Below are 19,683 nucleotides of genomic sequence, written 5' to 3'. Positions count from 1 at the left end.
GCCTGTCTCCGGCAAACCTAGCAGGTCTATCGGGCTCGGTCAGTCGTTGGGCAGCTCGCAACGCAGGGCGTCGAGCAGGGTGCGAAGTTTGGCGGTCGTCTCGGCCAGCTCCGCCATGGGATCGGAGGCCGCCACGATCCCGCCGCCCGCACTGGCTCGAAGGACGCGCTGATCGGCCGATAGTTCGCCGCCGCGAATCGCCACGACCCATTCGCCGTCGCCGTCGTCGTCACACCAGCCCACCGCCCCGCCGTAGAACCCGCGCCACGGTTCGTCGGCGGTGATGGCGTCGAGCGCGGCGGCGAAGGGCGTGCCGTTGACGGCGGGGGTCGGGTGCAGCAGCAGCGCTAGGTCGAGCGCGGTGGTCGACGAATCGCGCAGCACGCCGTGGATGGGCGTGGCGAGGTGCCAGACCTGTTCGGTGCCGAGGAGTTCGGGCGCGTCGGGGATGTGGAGCTCCGCGCAGACCGGCGCCAGTTGTTGACGGATCCAATCGATCACGAAGGCGTGCTCGTCGTGATTCTTGGTGCTGGACAACAGCGCTGCGGCCTGCTTCGCGTCATCGGCTGGGTCGGCCAGGCGCGGGAGGGTTCCGGCGAGCGGATGCAGGCTCACGCGATCGCCGCGCCGTGCGACCAGTACTTCGGGCGTCGCGCCGATCAGCGTCTCGCCCGCTCGCCCCGCCGCGGACAGATCTACCGCGTACACAGCGGCATTCGGATGCCTGATGAGCAGGTGACCGGCCAGCACCTCCGGTTCCAGCGGAGCGTCGGCCGCCAGCACCATCGACCGCGCGGCCACCACCTTGCGCAGCTCGTTCGCGGGGTCGCCGAGTTGCTCGACCAGCTTCGTCACCCGGGCCACATGTTCTGGGGCACTGGGTATCTCGGCCACCACCCGCACGCCGGGCAACGCAGGCATCGCGGCGGGCCGCCACGGCCCCGCGGTGTGCAGCACGCTCTCGGGCTGCCAGAGCGCGGCCGCCGCGCTCGGATCGAACGGCAGCGCACCGACGATCAACCTCGGCGCGGTCGTCTGACGCAAGGCCGCGACCGCCTGCCGAGGATCCGAATAGGTCGCGCGCACGCCCGATGTCCGCAACACCGTGTCGGGTCGAGCGAGCAGGAATTCGTTCATGGTGTCTCGACCATAACTCCGAGACCGTGGCATCGATCCGGGAGAGCGATCGAACTCTCACTGGTCGGGCGGCACCAGGAAGACCGGCCGATGGCCGTGCTTGAGCACCGCTTCGGCGACGCTGCTGTGCAGCAGCGCTCGCAACCCGGTGGAACCGCGCGTACCGGCCACGATGATGTCGACGTCGAGTTCATCGGCGCAAGCCACGATGGCGTTCCAGATCGTGGTCGTGCACTCGGCGGTACGCGGTTCGGCGTCGATCCCGGCCAGTTTCGCCAGGTGTACGCCTTCGGCGTTGATCTTGCGGGCGTCGGAGTAGGCGATGTCCTCCACCTCTTCGTCGGGCACCCAGTCCGGCTGCATCACCCCGGAGATCCCGGAGATGCGCGCGGCCTGGCGCACCATCGGTTCCCATGCGGTGAGCAGAATCGCGCGTTCGGCGGTCAGGAACCGCCCGGCGTACTCGATGGCTCGTTTGGCGTGTTCGGAACCGTCGTAGGCGATGAGCATCCGATCGCATGCCATGGCGACCTCCTGCGCTGGTCGGAGCGGCTTTTTCCTCAGGTTACCCCCGGGGTGGAGGGTATCGATCCGAACCGGCGTTGTGGGGTTCGCGTCCTGGGCGAGCTAACGTGGAGCGCATGCGGAAATCGCCTGTGGTCGTGTTCGCAGTCCTCGCCGCCGTTGCCACCGCTTGTTCGGGAGGTTCGTCGAACGAGACGACGCCCGCAGCGAGTAGTAGCGCAGTGGCCGCTCCCCCTGTCGCCGGGGAGTCGAGTTCGCCCGCGTCGGCGGCGCCGATCCAAAGCAATTGCGGCACAGACTATCTCGCCAAACTCTCCCAGCGAGAGAAGCTCGCCCAGCTGCTGACCGTCGGCATCACCGGTTCGGCGGATGCCTCGAATGTGGTGAGTTCGGAGCAGGTGGGCGGCATCTTCGTCGGCAGCTGGACCGACCCGAGCCTGCTCGACCGCGCCGCGCTCGACGCGGTGAAAGCTCAGGCCAAGGTGCCGCTGATGGTGACGATCGACGAAGAGGGCGGGCGTGTCTCGCGCGCGAAGAACGTGATCGGCGCCGCGCCGTCGGCCCGCGAGATCGCGCAGGCCCAGACTCCTGAGCAGTTCTACCAGTTCACCCTGACCAGGTCGAAGGCGCTGAAGGACGTCGGCATCACGGTCGATTTCGCACCCGACGTCGACGTCAGCAGCCAGCCCGACGACAGCGTGATCGGCGACCGCTCCTTCAGCGACGATCCGAAGGTCGTCTCCGAATTCGCGGGCGCCTACATCCGCGCGTCCAACGAGGTTGGCCTCGGTTCGGTGATCAAGCACTTCCCCGGCCACGGCTCGGGCTCGGGCGACTCGCACACCGGCGCCGTGACCACCCCGCCGCTGGATCAGTTGCAGAACACCGACCTGGTGCCGTTCCGCGATCTGGTGAACTCCGGCGCGGCGGTGATGGTCGGTCACCTCGACGTCCCGGGCCTGACCGACCCCGGTGTGCCCGCCAGCATCAGCCCGGCCGCGATGACGCTGCTGCGTGAGGGCACCGGCTACGGCGCTCCGCCGTTCAACGGTCCGATCTTCACCGACGATCTCAGCGGCATGGCCGCCATCACCGCCCGCATGTCCATCGTCGACGCGGTCGAGGCCACCCTCGTCGCGGGCGCCGACAACGCACTGTGGATCAGCAGCGATGCGGTGCCGCAGGTACTCGACCGTTTGGAACAGTCGGTCTCTAGTGGCAAACTGCCCGCCGACCGGGTCGACACTTCCGTACTGCGGATGGCGCGCTACAAGGGCGTAGCGCTGGGCTGCTGATCGTGCCCGGCGACTGTGCGGCAAATGAGCGCGGGTGAACTTACCTTGAAGTAAGATAGGTGGTTCACCCTGCGGTAGGAGAGTGGATGGCAGGCGGGACCAAGCGACTTCCCCGGGCGGTTCGCGAGCAGCAGATGCTCGATGCCGCGGTCGAGGTGTTCGCGCGCAAAGGCTTCCACGACACGTCGATGGATGCCATCGCCGCCGAGGCGAAGATCTCCAAACCGATGCTCTACCTGTACTACGGCTCCAAGGACGAGCTGTTTCGCGCGTGCATCCAGCGCGAGGGTCTACGTTTCATCGAAGCCGTCGCGCCCGCGGGCAACCCGCAACTGACCCCCCACGAACAGGTCCGCACCGCGCTGGAGGGTTTCCTCGATTTCGTCGACCGCAATCGGCAGTCCTGGCAGGTTCTCTACCGGCAGGCTATCGGTCAGCAAACTTTCGCCTCCGAAATCGACAATGCCCGTGAGCGCGTCATCGAGCTCACCGCGAAGCTGTTGGAATCCAGCGCCAAGAACGCCGACCCCGGTACCAATTTCGAGGTCGTCGCGGCGGCGGTGATCGGCGCGGGCGAGGCCATCGCCGACCGGGTCGCGAGCGGACGGATCGAAGTGGCCGAGGCGGTCGACCTGCTCGACGATCTCGCCTGGCGCGGTCTGGCCGGTCGGAAGAAGACCGACTAGCGGTTGCGCCCCGCCCCGTCGGCTGCGATCGTGCACGGTTGACGTTTCACGAAAGACGGGGTGGCAGTGTTCGGTGTGTTGAAGCCGTGTGCGCACGGCGCGGCGAAATATGGCATCGATCCGGGGCAGTGGCAGGCACACATGTGCGGGCTGTGTCTGGGTCTGCGTGACGGGCACGGTCAGTTGGCCCGTGCGGCAACCAATACCGATGCGATCGTGCTCAGTGTGCTCACCGAGGCGCAGTCGGTTGCCGGCGCGCGTACGACCGCGGGCCCGTGTCCGCTGCGCGGGATGAAGCGCGCTTCGGTGGTCGCCGCGAGCGCGCCGGGCGTGCGGTTGGCCGCCACCGCGTCACTGCTGTTGGGTGCGGCCAAGATTCGCGATCACGTCGACGACGGTGATGCGTCCGCTGTCGCTCGTGGTCCGATGCGCAAGGTGTCGAACACCTGGGCGGCACGAGCCGAGCAGCAGGCTGACCTGATCGGGCTCGATGTGCGGCCGATGCTGAACGCGATCGCCACCCAGTCCTCGCTGGAGTCCCGCGCGGCGGCCTTCAGTGCGCAAGGGCGTGCGGGTGGTCCGGGTTCGATCTCGCTCGACGAACTCACCGGGCCGACTCAACTCTGTGCCGCCACCCTCTTCGGACATACCGCCACGCTGGCCGGTCGCCCGGAAAACGTTGCCGCGCTCCAGGAGATCGGTCGGCACGTCGGTCGTATCGCGCATCTGGTCGACGCCATCGAAGACCTCGAACGCGACCGTGCCCGCGGCCGTTTCAATCCCCTGGAGGCCACCGGCACGGATATGCCCCGCGCCTACGATCTGCTGCGCGAGAGCGAATCCCGCATCCGTCGGGCCGCGGCCGAGGCCGAACTGGATCAGCTGCCGACCGTGCGCTGGGCGCTGCTCGATCCGCTGGCGAGCCTGCTGCGAAGCCTAGGCCGTGGGCTCGGCATCGCGGTCGGGCATGCCTGCCGTACTTCCGTTACGGCTCAACAGCATTCGCCGTACGAGTTCCCGACGCCGCCGAGTCGCCGCCCGGGCCGGCCTGGTCCGTTCAAGGCCGGCGGGCTGGTCCTCGGCGTCTACTGCACCGGCATGGCCTGCTGTGTCGACCACACCAGCCCGTGCACCGGCGAACAGAAGGACGCCTGGGCCAAGAACTGCGACTGCGGCAGTTGCTGCGATTGCGGTGAATGCTGCGGTAACTGCTGCGGCGAGGACTGCTGCTGCGGCGACTGCAGTTGCGATTGCAGCTGCTGACGAAAAAGGCTCGCGCGGTGGCGAATCCGCCTACCGCGCGAGCCTCTTACCGTCGAACCTCTACTCGCACTTCACGACCGGGATCGGGTCGTACTTCACGGTCCGCGTATGCCGCGACACCTGGGCGCCGGACTTCGCGTCGGTGATCACCCTGGTGTCGGAGATGGTGAAGCCGGGCGCACCCTCGGAGGCGATGCAGTCCTTGCCCTTGGGCAGGACGACCTCGTTGGGCTCGGTCGGCTTCGACTTCTCACCCGTAATCGATTCCACGTTCACGGTTTTGGTGCCCCACAACCGCACGGTGATCTCGGATCCGGTGGCGACCGCCTGAATGTAGACACCGGTCGTGCCGGTATTGCGGAACGCCAGGTCGATCGCACCGTCGAACACGGTCGCCTCGCGCGCGGCCGGGTAGCGCGAGATGTAGTAGCTGTGCTCGGTGTGTCCGCCGTCTTCCATCCCGGCGAAGTAGGCCGCGTTGTAGAGCGTGGTGGCGAACTGGCTGATGCCGCCGCCGACCGCGGTACTCGGCCTGCCCTTGTCGATGATGCCCGACTCCACATAGCCTTCCGCGGCCGTACGCGGACCGGTGAATTCGTTGAGCGAGAACGAATCTCCCGGCTTGATCACCGCGCCGTCGACCTTGGCGGCGACGGTGCGGATGTTCACTCCGGAGGGTCCGCTGAAGCCGCCGGTGGTGAACTGGCCGATCGTCTCGTTCACTCCGAGCGCGTTCGCGGCCTCGGTGGTGAGCTTGGGCTCGACGCGCTGATACACCACCGGGGTGGTGCGCGGACCCGACTGCGTGAGCAGGGCGGGCAGCTTCTCCAGCGTCTTGGGCCAGTCGACCTTCTCGCCGACCACAGCGGGCACGACGGTCGGCTTGCCCGCGCCGACCGTGAAGGTGGCGTCCTTGGGTTCCACCTCGGACTTCGCCAATTGCGGTGCGAGCAAGGCGATTACGGCGTCGTTGTTGATCTGGGGCGCCAGCCCGCCGTTGCCGTCGGGGACGAAACCGAGCACGTCGGCGATCTGATCGGTGGTCAGCGAGGCTTGCACGTCCTTGCCGGACACGGTGATCGGTGACGCGACAGCCGGCGTCGCGATCTCGCGTAACGCCGCCTGTACGGCATCGGTGCGCACGGCCACGGGTGCGGCCACCACGGGCAGATCCAGTTGGCTGCTCGCGGCCCAGCGGTCGGTGATGGTGGCGCGCGCGGCCTCGGTGTCGAGCACCCGGCCGGGTACCGGCGCGACCGCGACGGGTCTGCCGTTCTCGAACCGCACCGTGCCTTCGACGGTCGGATTGTCGTGGACGCGGAAATCGGCGAGCTGTGCGTCGAGCGCCGCGGTGTCGACGGTGCTCGATACCGGCACCTCGCGGGTGCCGAACAGGGAGATCAGTCGGCTCACCGGGTTCAACGGCTGGCTGCCGACGGCGTCCCAGGTGCGGTCGTAGTCCACCGACAGACCGGCAGCGGCGGGCACCATGCTCGCCTGCACGTCACCGATCTGTACGGGTAGCGGTCGTTCCGCCTTGGGGCCGAGTTCGGAGTGCAGCAGCGCGTCGGCTTCGCTCTGGTCCATCCCACCGATGTCGATACCGGCGACGACGACGCCGCGCGCCACCTCACCCGTGCTCAACGCGAGGTCGGCCAGGTAGGCGGCGGTTCCGACGGCCAGCACGGCGCCGACCGCGATCCCGATTCGCTTGACCAGCTGCTGATTGCCCGGCGGGGTCGGCGGCTGGTTGCCCGCCGGGCCGGGAGTGGGTGACCAGCGATCGCGGGTCACGGTGTTCAGGGGCTGGGTGAGGGCGGTGGTGTCCGGATCGAAAGTGCGATTTGACTCGAGCAGCTTGCGTAATCCGACCTCGCCCCTTCGGTCGGCCGGTTGTCCGGCGGTCGACTCGCTGGGCACGGAGGTCCTTCCGTTAGGTTGGCCCCGAATGTTTGCGGGGTCCGGCCCGAGGGTAACGCGCTTCGGCGCGCTCGGCAGCTCGGCACCGGGTCGGGGGCAGCAGAAAGGCTCCGTGTAGTTGCCGGGTCGGGGGTCTGGCAACTACACGGAGCCGATCTGTTTATCGTGGCCCGGAGCGGGGCGTTACAGCCCATTCGGAAGAATTTCGGCGCGCGGGGCGACGCCGACACGGCCGAGGTCGCGGGGGCGCGAGACAATCGAGGTGAGACTCGACACCACGGACCGGACAACGAGGAGAACTGATGCAGCTGGGAATGATCGGCCTCGGCCGGATGGGTGCCAACATCGTGCGCCGGATCGTGCGCGACGGGCACACCGCCGTGGGGTACGAGCGCAGCCCAGGGCCCCTCGCCGACCTGGAATCCGAGCTCGGTGACAAGTTCAGCGGTACGACCGAGCTGGCCGATTTCATCGGCAGGCTCGAGGTTCCCCGCGTGGTGTGGGTGATGATCCCGGCTGGTGCCACCGGTGCGGTGATCGAGAACGTCGCTGAGCTACTCGAGCCGGGCGACATCATCATCGACGGCGGTAACAGTCGTTACCACGAGGACATCAAACGCGCGAAGGCGCTGGAGCCCAAGGGCATTCACTACCTCGACATCGGCACCTCGGGCGGCGTTTTCGGCCTACAGCGCGGCTACTGCCTGATGATCGGCGGGAACAAGGCCCAGGTCGACTATCTGGAGCCGCTGCTGAAGACCATCGCTCCCGGCTACGAGTCGGCCCCACGCACCCCCGGCCGCACCGGTGAGCCGTCGCAGGCGGAGGAGGGCTATCTGCTGTGCGGTCCGCACGGTGCGGGCCACTTCGTGAAGATGGTGCACAACGGCATCGAGTACGGCGCGATGGGCGCGTACGCCGAGGGTCTCAACATTCTGAAGCACGCCAACGCGGGCTCGGAGTACCTGCACGGTGAACACTCCGCCGAGGAGACGCCGATGGAGCACCCCGAGTACTACATGTACGACCTGGACATCCCGGCCATCACCGAGGTGTGGCGTCGCGGTTCGGTCGTCGCCTCCTGGCTCCTCGATCTCACCGCAGCGGCCCTGGTCGCCGACCCCGACCTGGACTCCTACGGTGGTCGAGTCTCCGACTCCGGCGAAGGCCGCTGGACCATCGACGCCGCCATCGACACCGCGGTCCCCGTCCCGATTCTCTCCGCCGCCCTCTACCAGCGCTTCTCCTCCCGCGGCCAGGCCCTCTACGCCGACAAGATGCTCTCTGCCATGCGAAAGGCGTTCGGTGGCCACAACGAGCTGCCGCAGAAGTAGCCGGACGCGCATATCCCGAAAGGCGTTCGGTGGCCACAACGAACTGCCGCAGAACTAAGTGATAGCCCCCTAGACACCCGCAACCGGCCCTTCGTCGCCAGACGGAGGGTCGGTTGTCGCGTTTTCGGACGGATTCAGGAGGATCGAAAATTCTCGGATCCTACCCGTGCCGCAGAGTAAAACGACGATGTTCCACAAAATAAGAACACGTTCCTATTTTCCAGGACAATCGTCCAATCCGACCTATACCTTGTGGTCAGAGGGGGGAAAGCCCACCTGATGAGGAATTCGCCCCGGCCGTGTCGGCCGGGGCTATGGAGGAAAATCATGTTCCGGACTTCGCGTATCGCCGCGGGCGTCGCCACCACCGCTCTGGTCGTAGCCGGTGTCGGTGTCGGCCTTGGATCCGGCGTCGCCGCCGCCGCCACCTGCGCGGTGAGCAGTCACGACACCAAACAGGACTGGAGCACCGTCGGTGTCACCCACGTCTACGACAAGATCGCCAGCGCCGAGCAGATCGGCGTCGGCACCTCGGTCACCTACAAGGTGATCGTCGGGACCACCGGGATCGGCAACCCGTACGTCAACACCATCACCGACTTCCCGCCGGTCGGCTTCGGCGCGCCGACCAAGGCCACCATCACCGCTTATCACGCGGTCGGCGGTCAGGTCACCGAGGACGTCACCGCCGTGCCCAACGCGGGCGGCTGGAAGGTGACGAGCACCGGCTGGTTCGTCAACTCCGGCAACCCGGTCACGTTGACCATCACCTACCCGGTGCCGAGCGGCGTCAAGGCAGGCCAGATGGTCACCAGTGGTGGTGTCGGGGTCGCGGGCACCGTGGGCGTCGGCAATGAACTGCCCGGCCTCACCGCCTGTTTCACCGCGCGCGGCGCCAACGCCGGCGAGACGGTGATCGGCAGCCTCGGCGACAACGGGCTGGGTTCCGATGATGGCCAGCTGAGCTCCACCGGCTCGCTGAGCGACATCATCTCCGACGTGCTGGGCGATCTGATCGGTAGTTGATCGCGTAGCACCTGGTCGCCGGGACGGACTCGCGCTGCCGTCCCGGCGCACCATTCTCTGTGTGGCGCAATTCGATTCGAACTCTGTGAGGACTCTTGTTCACCTGTATGCGGACGGTGCTGACCGCGCTCGCTGTCACCGCGCTGTCGGTCGCGTCGATCGGGACCGCCGACGCGGACGGATCGAGGCTGGATCGGATCGAGCGGCCCGGCCAGCGGCAGCAGACGCTGCACGTGTACTCCGCGTCGATGGACCGGGTGATCCCGCTGCTGGTCATCACCCCACACGACACCAGTGCGCCACGGCCGACGCTGTACCTGCTCAACGGCGCGGGTGGCGGGGAGGACATCGCGAACTGGTACAACCAGACCGACATCGTGCAGTTCTTCGCCGACAAGAACGTCAACGTGGTCACGCCCGCGGCCGGCGCCTTCTCGTACTACACCGACTGGCAGCGTGACGATCCGAAGCTCGGCCGCAACAAGTGGCAGACCTTCCTCACCGAGGAACTCCCGCCGATCATCGACGCCACCATGAACACCACCGGCGTGAATGCCATCGCGGGCCTGTCGATGTCGGCCACCGCGGTGCTCAACCTGGCCATCGCCGCCCCCGACCGTTACCGCGCGGTCGGCGCCTACAGCGGCTGCGCCTCGGTGGATGACCCGGTGAGTCGTGCCTACATCGATTTCGTCCTGGCCCGTGGCGGAGCGGACCCGGCCAACATGTGGGGCCCGCCCGGCGATCCCGCTTGGCGCGCGAACGACGCCTACCTCAACGCGGAACGCCTGCGCGGCAAGGCGATCTACCTCTCCAGCGCGAACGGCCTGCCCGGCGCCGCCGAAACTCTCCCGCCCGGTGCCACGCCCGGAAAAGTCATCGGCATGACCGACCAGATCCTCCTCGGCGGCGCCATCGAGGCCGCCGCCAACCTGTGCACCCAGCGACTCGCCGCCCGCCTCGCGGAACTGAACATTCCCGCCCATGCCGAATTCCGCCCCGCGGGCACCCACACCTGGAAGTACTGGGAACAAGACCTGCACAAATCCTGGCCACTTCTCGCCGCCGCTATCGATGCGAACTGACAGTGCCCCGCGCAACGTGAATGGCTTGTAGCACTGAGCAATTCGAGTCGTCAAGCCCATGGAAGCTATGGATAACGCTCGTATCGAGGCACCCGATGTGGTTATTAGCTTCGCTCAGTTTGTCCTTTGAAAGGCTAGTCATGCATCGTCGAATGATCCGAGTCCTTGTTGCCACCGCGGCCGTCGCCGGAATCGCCGCAGGCGCGCCCGCCGCGCTCGCCGCCCCCGCGCAGCCGGCGGTGGTGGCCGAATCGGGTTCCGCCGGAACCGGTTCCGCCGCGATCGATATTCCACTCGGCTTCATCAAGCTCCTCATCTGCGGACCATGGGGTTCCTCGCAGCCGCACCCGAACCCGATGTGCCGCTGAGGTTTGACAACGAACGGCGGGTGGTCTCCGAAGAATCGGAGACCACCCGCCGTCGCTGTGTGATCGGCGCGGACTAGCGCTCGATGATCGCCACCACGCCCTGGCCGCCCGCGGCGCAGATGGAAACCAGCGCACGGCCGGATCCCTTCTCCGCCAGCATCTTCGCGGTCGAGGCGACGATGCGGCCGCCGGTCGCGGCGAACGGGTGGCCCGCGGCGAGCGAGGAACCGTTCACGTTGAGCTTGCTGCGGTCGATGGAGCCGAGCGCGCCGTCGAGGCCGAGGCGCTCCTTGCAGTAGGCGTCGGACTCCCACGCGGCCAGGGTGGCCAGCACCACGGAGGCGAAGGCCTCGTGGATCTCGTAGTAGTCGAAGTCCTGCAGGGTCAGGCCGTTGCGGGCCAGCAGACGCGCCACCGCGTAGGTGGGCGCCATCAGCAGGCCGTCGGGGCCGTGGATGTAATCCACCGCGGCGACCTCGGAGTCCACCAGGTGCGCGAGCACCGGCAGCTTGTGCTCGGCGGCCCACTCGTCGGTGGACAGCAGCACCGCCGACGCGCCGTCGGTGAGCGGGGTCGAGTTGCCCGCGGTCATGGTGGCCTCGCCCGCCTTGACGCCGAATACCGGCTTCAGGGTGGACAGCTTCTCCACGGTCGAGCCGGGACGCAGGTTGTCGTCACGGGTCAGACCGAGGAACGGGGTGACCAGGTCGTCGAAGAAGCCACGGTCGTAGGCGGCCGCCATGTTCTTGTGCGAGAGGTAGGCCAGCTCGTCCTGCGCCTCACGGGCCACGCCGAATTCCTTGGCGGTGATGGCGGCGTGTTCACCCATCGACAGCCCGGTGCGCGGCTCGGCGTTCTTGGGGATCTCGATGCCGAGCATCGAGGGGCGCAGCTGGCCGACCAGCTTGAGCTTGTCCTTGTTGGTCCTGGCGCGGTTGGCGGTGAGCATCCACTCGCGCATGTCCTCGCTCACGCCGATCGGCGCGTCGGAGGTGGTGTCGGCGCCGCCGCCGATGCCGGACTCGATACGGCCGAGGGCGATCGCGTCGCCGACGGTCACGATCGACTGCAGGCCGGTGCCGCAGGCGAGCTGCAGGTCGTGGGCCGGGGTGTAGGGGGAGAGCTTCGAGCCGAGCACGCTCTCGCGGATCAGGCTGTGCTCGCCGACCTTCTTGAGCACGGCGCCGCCGACGACCATGCCGAGGCGTTCGCCCTGCAGCCCGAACCGGCTGACCAGCCCGTCGAGGGCAGCGGTGAACATGTCCTGGTTGGACGCCTTGGCGTAGGCCTTGTCCGAGCGAGCGAATGGGATTCGGTTGCCGCCAACGATGGCGACCGGGCGCTGGGTCTTCGCGGCCTTAGCAGTGCTGGTCTCAGCAGTGCTGTCCTTGGCCGTCGCCGAGCGGGCTTTGCTTGTCACTCGAGTTCTCCATGGTCTCGTCGGTTCCGGGTAACGCCGGCCGGTGGAATAGGCCCCCGTGCGGTCGCGGCGTCGTATCGGTTTACATTAAACTTACTCCGGAGTAAGTTCGTTGTCGACACCGTACCCGCAAGTGTGCGCTCACACGGGGGACACTGGGCGGAGCACGGTCACACACTCGTCGAGCACAGAGAAGGTAGGAACAGTGGCAGCCAAGAGCAAGGGTGCACCGAACCTCTACGGATCTTTCATCCACTCCGCCCCCGGCGCGTTCCTCGCGAGCAAGCTGGGCCTCCCGCAGCCGGCTGAGCTGCGCCGATACAAGGCGGGCGAGCCCGCCCTGCCCGGCCCGGTGCTGCTCGGTGGCAAGGGCCGCCTGGCCGAGCCGGTCCGCGCGCTCCTGTCGGACTACACCGTCGCGGACTCGCTCGACTCGGGCACCAAGTACGGCGCGCTGGTCTTCGACGCCACCGGCATCGACTCGATCGACAAGCTCGCCCAGCTGTTCGAATTCTTCCAGCCCGCCATGCGCAACCTCGCTCCTTCGGGCCGTGTCGTGGTTCTCGGCACCACCCCCGAACTGGCAGGCTCGGTCGACGAGCAGATCGCCCAGCGCGCGCTCGAGGGCTTCTCGCGTTCGGTCGCCAAGGAGCTGCTGCGCGGCGCCACCGGCCAGCTCGTCTACGTGCACCCCGAAGCGGGTGCCGCCGCGACCGGCCTCGAGTCGACCCTGCGCTTCCTGCTCTCGGGCAAGTCGGCCTTCGTCGACGGTCAGGTCATCCGCGTCGGTTCCGCCGATTCGGTCGCCCCTGCTTCGTGGGACTCCCCGCTCGCGGGCAAGGTCGCTGTCGTCACCGGTGCCGCGCGCGGTATCGGCGCCACCATCGCCGAGGTGTTCGCCCGTGACGGCGCCACCGTGATCGTGGCCGACATCCCCGCCGCGGGCGAGGCCCTGTCCGACACCGCGAACAAGATCGGCGCCACCGCGCTGGCCCTCGACGTCACCGCGCCCGACGCCGCCGAGCGTCTGGCCGACTTCGCCACCGAGCGTTTCGGCGGCATCGACATCGTCGTCCACAACGCCGGCATCACCCGCGACAAGCTGCTCGCCAACATGGACGAGGGTCGCTGGAGCTCGGTGATCAACGTCAATCTCGCTGCCCCGCACCGCATCACCTCCGGCCTCGTCGCCAAGGGCGTGCTCAAGGAAGGCGGCCGCGTGGTCGACGTGTCCTCCATCGCGGGCATCGCGGGCAACCGCGGCCAGACCAACTACGGCGCCTCCAAGGCCGGTGTCATCGGCATGGTCGACGCCGAGTCCCCGGTGCTGGCCGAGAAGGGCATCACCATCAACGCGGTGGCGCCCGGCTTCATCGAGACCGCGATGACCGCCGCCATCCCCGTCGGCACTCGGGAGGCCGGTCGTCTGATGAGCTCGCTGCTGCAGGGTGGTCAGACTGTCGACGTCGCCGAGACCATCGCCTACTTCGCGAGCCCCGCGTCGAACGCGGTGAGCGGCAACGTGGTTCGCGTCTGCGGTCAGAGCCTGATCGGCGCCTGATGACCCAGACGATCACCCTCACCGAGGTTCCCAAGAACGGCGGCCTGTACGCGAAGGCGGCGCTGGGCGCCATCCCGCTGCCCGCCGCGCTGTCGGGTCGCAAGCCGACCCTGCCCGACCGTCGCGTCGTCGTCGACGGCGTGCGGGTCGACTCCGATCACCTGGCCGCCTACTGCCACGCCACCGGCTTGCGTTTCAGCGACACCCTGCCGCTGACGTACCCCTTCATCCTCGCGTTCCCGTTGATGATGGAACTGATGGTGGCGCGGGACTTCCCGTTCACGGCGGTCGGCTCGGTGCACTTCGAGAACGTCATCGAGCGCACCCGGGAGATCTCCGCCGCCGAGCCCCTCGACTTCTCCGCATACATCGAGAACCTTCGCGAACACCCGAAAGGTCTTCTGGTAGATGCGATCACGGAGATCCGGGTAGGCCGCGAGCTCGTCTGGCGTCAGGTATCGACCCTCCTGCACCAGCAGCGCACCTCCCTCTCCGGCGGTCCCAAGTCGGAACCTCCGGCCGATGAGGTGCCGCCGCCTCCGCTGCGCGTGCAGCGCGTCGATCAGAAATTGATCAACCGCTACGCCGCGGCCTCGGGCGACCGCAATCCGATCCACGTCTCCGGAATCGGCGCCAAGGCAATGGGTTTCCCGCAAACCATCGCCCATGGCATGTGGTCCGCCGCCGCGATCCTCAGCACCATCGAGGGCCGCGTTCCCGAAAAGGCCACCTACGCGGTCAAATTCGGCAAGCCGATCTTCCTTCCGTCCTCGGTGAACATCTACGTCGACCAGGTCGGATCCGGCTGGGATCTCTCCATCCTGCACCCCAAAAAGGGCTACCCCCACCTCACCGCCACCGTGCGCTGAGTCTCCAGCGACAAGGGCCGCACACTCCAGGGGGGTGTGCGGCCCTTGTCGTATTCGGGCGTGGTGGACAGGACTTCACTGCGGAATATGTTCGGGGCCTTCGCTTCTGGCGATCGTCATCGCGATACGCGTCGTTACTGAAAATTGCTGTGACTTTACTCATCAGCCTGAATTGATTCGCTGTGTAGTTGCCCTATGGCGTTGAAATGCCCATTTTGGTCTACCGTCCGGTGTTTTCTTCTGCGTGCTAAGAGATTGCTCGAGGCGCGGTGGGCTGCCGTTGCGGTGTTGCCCGATTGCCAATATCGAGTGCTGGCCCACCGGGCAACTATTCGGCATCTGAACACTGTGATGGCCGAATTTCGAGCACTCCGGATCCTCTGAAACGCGTGTAGAACTTCTCTTGCCCAGCGATCGTTCGGTCGTGTCGGCGGTTTCACCTGATCCAGATCCGTGGCGAGAAGTGTTGTGGAGGAAGCGTTATGAACAAGATCAGTCTTTCGAACAAAGGGATTCTTCGGACGGTGGCTGTCGTGGGGGCGGCGCTGTCGCTTGTCGCCTGCCCCGGGGTGGCCGGCGCGGACACCGGTAGCGGGGAGACCGGCAGCGGGGTGATCGACACGGGCAGTGGGATTCTGGGAGATCTGCTCGACACCGGCAGCGGAATCCTCGGCGGTAGCTCGAGCGGCGGGCCCTCCGCGAGCGTGCAACCGTGCAACCGCTCGACCAAGTCGGGCGGGGCGGGCGTCACCAACACCACGCACCAGCTCGGCGTCACCGGACCCACTTCGTTCGTCCTGGCCTACGAAACTCTCGACGTTCCCGACCGTATTCAGGTCTTCTACGAAGGCGGGCAGGTGCTCGACACCGGCTACGTCGGCGACGATGCCAACCAGGGCACCGGATCTCGGGTCGTTTCGTTGCCCGCGGGGTCGTCTTCCACGGTGAGCATTCGGGTCACCGGCCCGAATGGCACCCAGTGGGAGTACACGGTCAACTGCCCGTCGTAGCGTTCCGCTCCATCTGGAGCTGAGGTCGGACGTGTGGGGCCGCATGCTCGAAAAGGGTTGCGGCCCCTGTCGTATCCGTGGTTCGGCACGGCGTCGCCGGTGCCCGGTCGGCGCTAGGATCGCTTGCTATGGGTCGGTAGGCCTTGTTCGAGCTATCGCGGTGTGGTGTGACGAAAACTGATCAGCTAGTTGTCGATCCGGTGATATCGGTCGGAGATGAAGTACGCGCCACGGTGCAGTCGACGGCCTCCCGTGGCATCGCTGTTTTCATCGTGGCATGGCTCGCTTATGCGACCGCTCTACTCGCCAGCAGTCGTGACCTGTTCACCCGGGTGGTGTTCGAGGAGGGCGACGCGGCGACCGTGTCGATCCAGGTGCTCGCGGCGAAGGATTTCGAGCTCCTCGTCGGCAACTATTCCAGGGTGGGTTTTCATCATCCTGGTCCCGCACTCATCTATGTGCAAGCGTTCGGTGAATGGCTCTTCTACGACGTGTTGAGTCTGGTGCCGTCCCCGTGGAACGGTCAGGCGATCGCCATTCTGTTGTTCAACGCGGCCATGATGGCCCTGGTTCTGAGCATTGTCTACAGCTGGTATCCGTCTTGGATGCTCGTCGCCGGGCTCGGCGGTGCGAGTCTGTTGTTCGTGACGGTGTATCGCGAACTGCTCAGCCAACTCTGGTTTCCGTTCGTATATTTCGCACCGTTCCTGGTCTTTCTGGTCGCGGTGTCCTCGGTACTGGCCGGGCGCACCAAACACCTCTGGATAGTCGCGCTGGCCGGCGGGTTACTGATCCACGGCCACGCTGAATTCTTGTACTTCGTGACATTGCTCGGCGGCGCGGCGCTCTACCTGGTCCGGCGCTGGGAACTGCCTGTCGCTGTGCGGGATTGGTGGCGATTCGGCGCGATCGTCGTAGTGTTCGCCTTCCCGATTCGGCTGAACACCATGGTGAATTACCCCGGCGAACTCCCGAAGTACTTCGTCTACGGCGGTGGTCACGGAATTCATATGCCGTGGACCGCGGCGTCCTACACAGTGCAGTTCTGGGGGCCCAACCGCATACTCGGCCTCATCATCTTCGTCGCGCTGTTCGCCCTCGTCGCAGCCGTGGCGCGTGGGCAGATGTTCCTGCAACGCGGCCTGGCTGTGTGCGCGGTGACGGTGCCCTTGATATCGATCTACGCGATGATCGGCATCGATCAGATCAACGAGGCCTATATCGGCTATTTCTCGTACGCCGTCCCACTGTTCATGTTCTTCCTCCTCCTGATAGGCCTCACCCAGCGGGTCGACCAGCTGAAATATGCCGGTGTCGGCCTGCTTGCCGTCGGAATCGTGGTCGTCGCGATGACACACTCGCTGGCCAATCGGCGCCCCGAGATGGTGGGCATCCCCGCAGCTCTCGACGCGATGGCAGACGTCGCCGGCGACCGGCCGATCGTCCTGGAGCGCCGACCGCACGAAGCGTGGGCCGAGGTGGTCCCCCTCGTGCTGAGCGGAGCGCGCGCCGGTCTTCGGGTGTGCGCCGATGATGCCAGCCACATGAGGCTGTTGGTAACCGACGGATTCGTCTGCACGCCAGCAGAATTGACTGCTGGCGCCCATTTCGCAGTCGTGCGAAAAGAGGATGCCGGTGCGCCGGTCGGAGAGGTAATCGGCGAGGTCGGCCCGCTACTCGGCAGGCCGCCGAGTCGGGTGACAGTGGTCGGCTAACCAGCGGTGACCTGTCAGCAAGCACCGCCGAAACCGATGTTCGAGTGCACGACTCGCTGTATTCGGTTGGCCGCCAATCGAATACGAATGGGAATTTGTTACAGGGTTACGGCGTGAGATCTATCATGGACTAAGCCGTGTATTAACTGGGTATACAGCAAGGTTCGGCACAAGCGTGCAGCTCTACGTTCGGCGCTCTGCCGCGGACGCCTCCGTGCGGTCCGTGCGATTGATCGATTGTCCAGCGGTAATGATCTTGTTCGAGCCGGCACCTTCAGCGCCGAAACGGGATCTTCGAGCAATCGATATGAGACCCCCGAATCGGGGACTGCCGTATCCCTCGTCAAGGGCAACCGAACAGCAACCGCTCCGCGAATGCCCCGAATGTCTCGGACTAGGGAAGCTTCGCCGATGCGTGTTAGAAATTTTCAGTCGGCAACAAAGTCGGCAATCATGGTTCATACCAAGGGGTTTCACTTAATGAAGAAGATTCGCACGCTCAGCTTCGGCATCGTCATCGCAGCCGGGATGGCCATGTTCGGCACGGGCATCGCCGCCGCGGAGGAGACCCCGCCGGCAACCACCCCGCCGGCGGCCGGTGGCACCGAGGAGGAGGCCACCACCGGTTCGGCCGCGGGCCTTGCCGCGCTGATCAAGGCGCTGACCACCGGTTCGGCCGCTGCTGAGGACCCGGCCGACGTCGACGCGGTCGCGGACGAAGTTCCGCCGGCGACCGGCGGCACGGAGGAGGAGGCCACCACCGGTTCGGCCGCTAGCCTGGCCGCCATCCTGAAGGCGCTGACCACCGGTTCGGCAGCGGCCGAGGAGACTCCGGTGGAAACCACCCCGGCTGCCTGACGCATCACCCTGGCGACGAATGCCCCGCCGTGAGCGGGGCATTCGTCGTTCGGCTCAGCTGTGTCTGGCAGCCCGAAGACCGTTGACGTAAGCGGCGACGATCCGCAGATCCCCTTCGGAGAGCCCGGAAAGATCGACGATTCCCTCGGCGGGCTGTGGCCGCGCCGACTCGGTCTCGACCGGGTCCAACCCGGCCTGCGTCAGCAGCGGCTCGGCATCGAGCCCGACCGCCTCCGCCATGGCCTGCAATGTTTCGGCCGTGGTGCTGGCCTGGACCTTCCGGCCGCGCTTGTACTGGGTGCCGTTCTCGACCTGCGTCCACAGACTGGTACTGATTCGGGCTGCTTTCGCGGCGCGGTCCATCGACATCTCGCGCTCCTTGCGAGCAAGCCGCAGGGTGGCGCTGACCTCGGACGGGACCACCGCGCTCCGTTGTCTCACCATACATCGAGGGTAGCAGATTGTTTGCACTGATGCATGAAGTGTATGCAGTCATCGGATGCGAACTTGCGAATCGAGCCTCGCGGCATCCTATAAACCGTAACAGAGCTCGACGAATTTGTTTGTGCGAACTGGCAACTGGGTAAGGCAGTTCGTCGCTTCGGCTTGACAGTCGGGTTGCAACAACGTTGCATACAACGTGTGTTTGATTGTGGGTCCCAGTAGGAGCCACTCCTCGACACCGCCCCGGGCGCGCCCCTCATTTCGGTCGCGTAGCAGGGTACGACCGGGGCTCCGGCCCGCTATCGACCGAAGGAGCAAGTACATGGGCACAAACGATGCCGTTACGGCGTCGAACCGCATGCGGGAGGATTCATGCGGCGTGACCCCATTGGACAGGTGGGCCGACGACAATCACCTGTACCTGGATCGAGAAACTGCGCGCGATCTGGCCCGGATGCTCGGTGACATCCCCGACCTGGCCGAGGACCTGTCGGATGCTCGCACGCGCCAAACCCGATTCGGCACAGTGGATTACCGGACGCGCAACGGCGCACGGGAACAGCGACTCCCGTTCAACCCGGCCGCCGCTCGCGCGGCGGACCATCTCCAGTCGGTCTTGGTGGCGTGGGTTCGGTTGGTCTGCGAACAGCGTGGTGTCACCTACGGCGGGGCCGCGAGCATCAGCGGTCTGGCGGAATGGTTGCAGCGCAACATCGTTGCGCTGGCAATGACAGAAGGTGTGGAGACCGCGCCCGCTGAGATCGCCGCCGCGATCGAGGCCGCGGAGACAGTTGTGTGTCCGCCGGCCGAGATCGCGGCCGCCGACGCCGACCTGGTCCTGCGCGCCAGGGCCGTCCGCCTCCACGCCGCCGCCATCGGCAAGCTCGCGGAGGAGATGGGCGATGGATACCGCAACCTCACTGCCCGGCGCGTGCGCACGCTCCGCAAGGCAGGCCTGATCACCCCGGTTCCGGGACCGTGGGCGGCAGACTGGCCTGAATTGTTCGTTGTCGGAGAGGTTTTGGATGCGCACCGCGCCCTCCCGGCGCGGCTACGGGCGAAAGATGCATAGCGAACAGAGTGACCCAGCGGGGCGTCGGCAGATCATTGCCGGCGCCCCGCTGGCGTTGTCGGCACCACGAATCGGTCGGATGAGAGCGCTCAAAA

18 protein-coding genes are annotated in these 19,683 nt (G+C 66.4%); 13 read left to right on the top strand and 5 right to left on the bottom strand.

The features are described 5' to 3' along the window. Positions 1–39: 39 nt before the first annotated feature. Together IBJ82_RS30445 and IBJ82_RS30440 are read right to left on the bottom strand one after the other, a co-directional pair. The gene (locus IBJ82_RS30445) at positions 40–1,137 is read right to left on the bottom strand and encodes an isochorismate synthase MenF (RefSeq protein WP_194829437.1); all 1,098 of its coding nucleotides are present in this window, start codon (positions 1,135–1,137) and stop codon (positions 40–42) included. Between the two features lie 57 nt (positions 1,138–1,194). Further along, positions 1,195–1,662 carry a universal stress protein gene (locus tag IBJ82_RS30440; RefSeq protein ID WP_056823671.1) on the bottom strand — a complete coding sequence of 156 codons (468 nt, stop codon included), beginning with the start codon at positions 1,660–1,662 and terminating at the stop codon, positions 1,195–1,197. Positions 1,663–1,778: 116 nt separating this feature from the next. Here IBJ82_RS30440 and IBJ82_RS30435 point away from each other — a divergent pair, with 116 nt between their 5' ends. The 3 genes from IBJ82_RS30435 (at position 1,779) to IBJ82_RS30425 (ending at position 4,906) form a co-directional block, all read left to right on the top strand. After that, positions 1,779–2,957: a glycoside hydrolase family 3 N-terminal domain-containing protein gene (locus tag IBJ82_RS30435; protein ID WP_194829436.1), complete on the top strand. Its 1,179-nt coding sequence runs from the start codon at positions 1,779–1,781 to the stop codon at positions 2,955–2,957. 86 nt (positions 2,958–3,043) lie between these two features. Then, positions 3,044–3,643, top strand: coding sequence for a TetR/AcrR family transcriptional regulator (locus IBJ82_RS30430; protein ID WP_056823668.1), 600 nt, complete (start codon positions 3,044–3,046; stop codon positions 3,641–3,643). Positions 3,644–3,703: 60 nt separating this feature from the next. Next, positions 3,704–4,906, top strand: a complete 1,203-nt coding sequence (locus IBJ82_RS30425; RefSeq protein ID WP_370585547.1) for a DUF5685 family protein — start codon at positions 3,704–3,706, stop codon at positions 4,904–4,906. A gap of 60 nt (positions 4,907–4,966) precedes the next feature. Here the strand turns inward: IBJ82_RS30425 and IBJ82_RS30420 are convergent, their stop codons facing one another. After that, the gene (locus IBJ82_RS30420) at positions 4,967–6,826 is read right to left on the bottom strand and encodes a VanW family protein (protein WP_194829435.1); all 1,860 of its coding nucleotides are present in this window, start codon (positions 6,824–6,826) and stop codon (positions 4,967–4,969) included. 302 nt (positions 6,827–7,128) lie between these two features. Here IBJ82_RS30420 and gnd point away from each other — a divergent pair, with 302 nt between their 5' ends. The 4 genes from gnd to IBJ82_RS30400 all read left to right on the top strand — a co-directional run bounded on the left by gnd (position 7,129) and on the right by IBJ82_RS30400 (position 10,639). Then, a complete protein-coding gene (gnd, locus tag IBJ82_RS30415) occupies positions 7,129–8,160 on the top strand; it encodes a phosphogluconate dehydrogenase (NAD(+)-dependent, decarboxylating) (protein WP_194829434.1) in 1,032 nt (343 codons plus the stop codon). Positions 8,161–8,487: 327 nt separating this feature from the next. Continuing rightward, the gene (locus tag IBJ82_RS30410; RefSeq protein ID WP_194829433.1) at positions 8,488–9,186 is read left to right on the top strand and encodes a hypothetical protein; all 699 of its coding nucleotides are present in this window, start codon (positions 8,488–8,490) and stop codon (positions 9,184–9,186) included. A 107-nt stretch (positions 9,187–9,293) separates the two neighbouring features. After that, positions 9,294–10,271, top strand: a complete 978-nt coding sequence (locus tag IBJ82_RS30405; RefSeq protein ID WP_194829432.1) for an alpha/beta hydrolase family protein — start codon at positions 9,294–9,296, stop codon at positions 10,269–10,271. Positions 10,272–10,411: 140 nt separating this feature from the next. After that, positions 10,412–10,639: a hypothetical protein gene (locus IBJ82_RS30400; protein ID WP_157125352.1), complete on the top strand. Its 228-nt coding sequence runs from the start codon at positions 10,412–10,414 to the stop codon at positions 10,637–10,639. Between the two features lie 73 nt (positions 10,640–10,712). Here the strand turns inward: IBJ82_RS30400 and IBJ82_RS30395 are convergent, their stop codons facing one another. After that, entirely contained in the window at positions 10,713–12,059 is a 1,347-nt protein-coding gene (locus IBJ82_RS30395; RefSeq protein WP_194829431.1) for an acetyl-CoA C-acetyltransferase, read from the bottom strand. A gap of 205 nt (positions 12,060–12,264) precedes the next feature. Between IBJ82_RS30395 and IBJ82_RS30390 the strand changes: the two genes are divergently transcribed. The 5 genes from IBJ82_RS30390 (at position 12,265) to IBJ82_RS30370 (ending at position 18,072) form a co-directional block, all read left to right on the top strand. Further along, positions 12,265–13,620 carry a 3-oxoacyl-ACP reductase gene (locus IBJ82_RS30390; RefSeq protein WP_194829430.1) on the top strand — a complete coding sequence of 452 codons (1,356 nt, stop codon included), beginning with the start codon at positions 12,265–12,267 and terminating at the stop codon, positions 13,618–13,620. Then, positions 13,620–14,489, top strand: a complete 870-nt coding sequence (locus tag IBJ82_RS30385) for a MaoC/PaaZ C-terminal domain-containing protein (RefSeq protein ID WP_194829429.1) — start codon at positions 13,620–13,622, stop codon at positions 14,487–14,489. Before IBJ82_RS30390 ends, IBJ82_RS30385 begins: the two co-directional genes overlap by 1 nt. Before the next feature lie 482 nt (positions 14,490–14,971). Continuing rightward, positions 14,972–15,499 (top strand): hypothetical protein, encoded by a 528-nt coding sequence (locus IBJ82_RS30380; protein ID WP_194829428.1) that lies wholly within the window; start codon positions 14,972–14,974, stop codon positions 15,497–15,499. A 167-nt stretch (positions 15,500–15,666) separates the two neighbouring features. Beyond that, the gene (locus IBJ82_RS30375; RefSeq protein ID WP_194829427.1) at positions 15,667–17,214 is read left to right on the top strand and encodes a hypothetical protein; all 1,548 of its coding nucleotides are present in this window, start codon (positions 15,667–15,669) and stop codon (positions 17,212–17,214) included. 453 nt (positions 17,215–17,667) lie between these two features. Continuing rightward, positions 17,668–18,072 (top strand): hypothetical protein, encoded by a 405-nt coding sequence (locus IBJ82_RS30370; RefSeq protein ID WP_194829426.1) that lies wholly within the window; start codon positions 17,668–17,670, stop codon positions 18,070–18,072. 54 nt (positions 18,073–18,126) lie between these two features. On the opposite strand, the gene IBJ82_RS30365 is transcribed toward IBJ82_RS30370, so the two are convergent. Continuing rightward, positions 18,127–18,516, bottom strand: a complete 390-nt coding sequence (locus IBJ82_RS30365) for a helix-turn-helix transcriptional regulator (protein WP_194829425.1) — start codon at positions 18,514–18,516, stop codon at positions 18,127–18,129. A 379-nt stretch (positions 18,517–18,895) separates the two neighbouring features. Here IBJ82_RS30365 and IBJ82_RS30360 point away from each other — a divergent pair, with 379 nt between their 5' ends. Further along, entirely contained in the window at positions 18,896–19,588 is a 693-nt protein-coding gene (locus IBJ82_RS30360) for a hypothetical protein (protein WP_194829424.1), read from the top strand. Positions 19,589–19,683: the final 95 nt, after the last annotated feature.

The organism is Nocardia sp. XZ_19_231, assembly GCF_015355705.1.
Lineage (GTDB): Bacteria > Actinomycetota > Actinomycetes > Mycobacteriales > Mycobacteriaceae > Nocardia > Nocardia salmonicida.
The sequence above is the reverse complement of the archived record's forward strand: the minus strand, read 5'-3'. Positions and strand labels throughout refer to the sequence as shown.

What these genes read in the sequence shown, in the direction of transcription:
- IBJ82_RS30445 (WP_194829437.1), bottom strand. Translation starts at nt 1,137, where the DNA reads ATGAACGAATTCCTGCTCGCTCGACCCGACACGGTGTTGCGGACATCG.
- IBJ82_RS30440 (WP_056823671.1), bottom strand. Translation starts at nt 1,662, where the DNA reads ATGGCATGCGATCGGATGCTCATCGCCTACGACGGTTCCGAACACGCC.
- IBJ82_RS30435 (WP_194829436.1), top strand. Translation starts at nt 1,779, where the DNA reads ATGCGGAAATCGCCTGTGGTCGTGTTCGCAGTCCTCGCCGCCGTTGCC.
- IBJ82_RS30430 (WP_056823668.1), top strand. Translation starts at nt 3,044, where the DNA reads ATGGCAGGCGGGACCAAGCGACTTCCCCGGGCGGTTCGCGAGCAGCAG.
- gnd (WP_194829434.1), top strand. Translation starts at nt 7,129, where the DNA reads ATGCAGCTGGGAATGATCGGCCTCGGCCGGATGGGTGCCAACATCGTG.
- IBJ82_RS30410 (WP_194829433.1), top strand. Translation starts at nt 8,488, where the DNA reads ATGTTCCGGACTTCGCGTATCGCCGCGGGCGTCGCCACCACCGCTCTG.
- IBJ82_RS30405 (WP_194829432.1), top strand. Translation starts at nt 9,294, where the DNA reads ATGCGGACGGTGCTGACCGCGCTCGCTGTCACCGCGCTGTCGGTCGCG.
- IBJ82_RS30400 (WP_157125352.1), top strand. Translation starts at nt 10,412, where the DNA reads ATGCATCGTCGAATGATCCGAGTCCTTGTTGCCACCGCGGCCGTCGCC.
- IBJ82_RS30385 (WP_194829429.1), top strand. Translation starts at nt 13,620, where the DNA reads ATGACCCAGACGATCACCCTCACCGAGGTTCCCAAGAACGGCGGCCTG.
- IBJ82_RS30380 (WP_194829428.1), top strand. Translation starts at nt 14,972, where the DNA reads ATGAACAAGATCAGTCTTTCGAACAAAGGGATTCTTCGGACGGTGGCT.
- IBJ82_RS30370 (WP_194829426.1), top strand. Translation starts at nt 17,668, where the DNA reads ATGGTTCATACCAAGGGGTTTCACTTAATGAAGAAGATTCGCACGCTC.
- IBJ82_RS30365 (WP_194829425.1), bottom strand. Translation starts at nt 18,516, where the DNA reads ATGGTGAGACAACGGAGCGCGGTGGTCCCGTCCGAGGTCAGCGCCACC.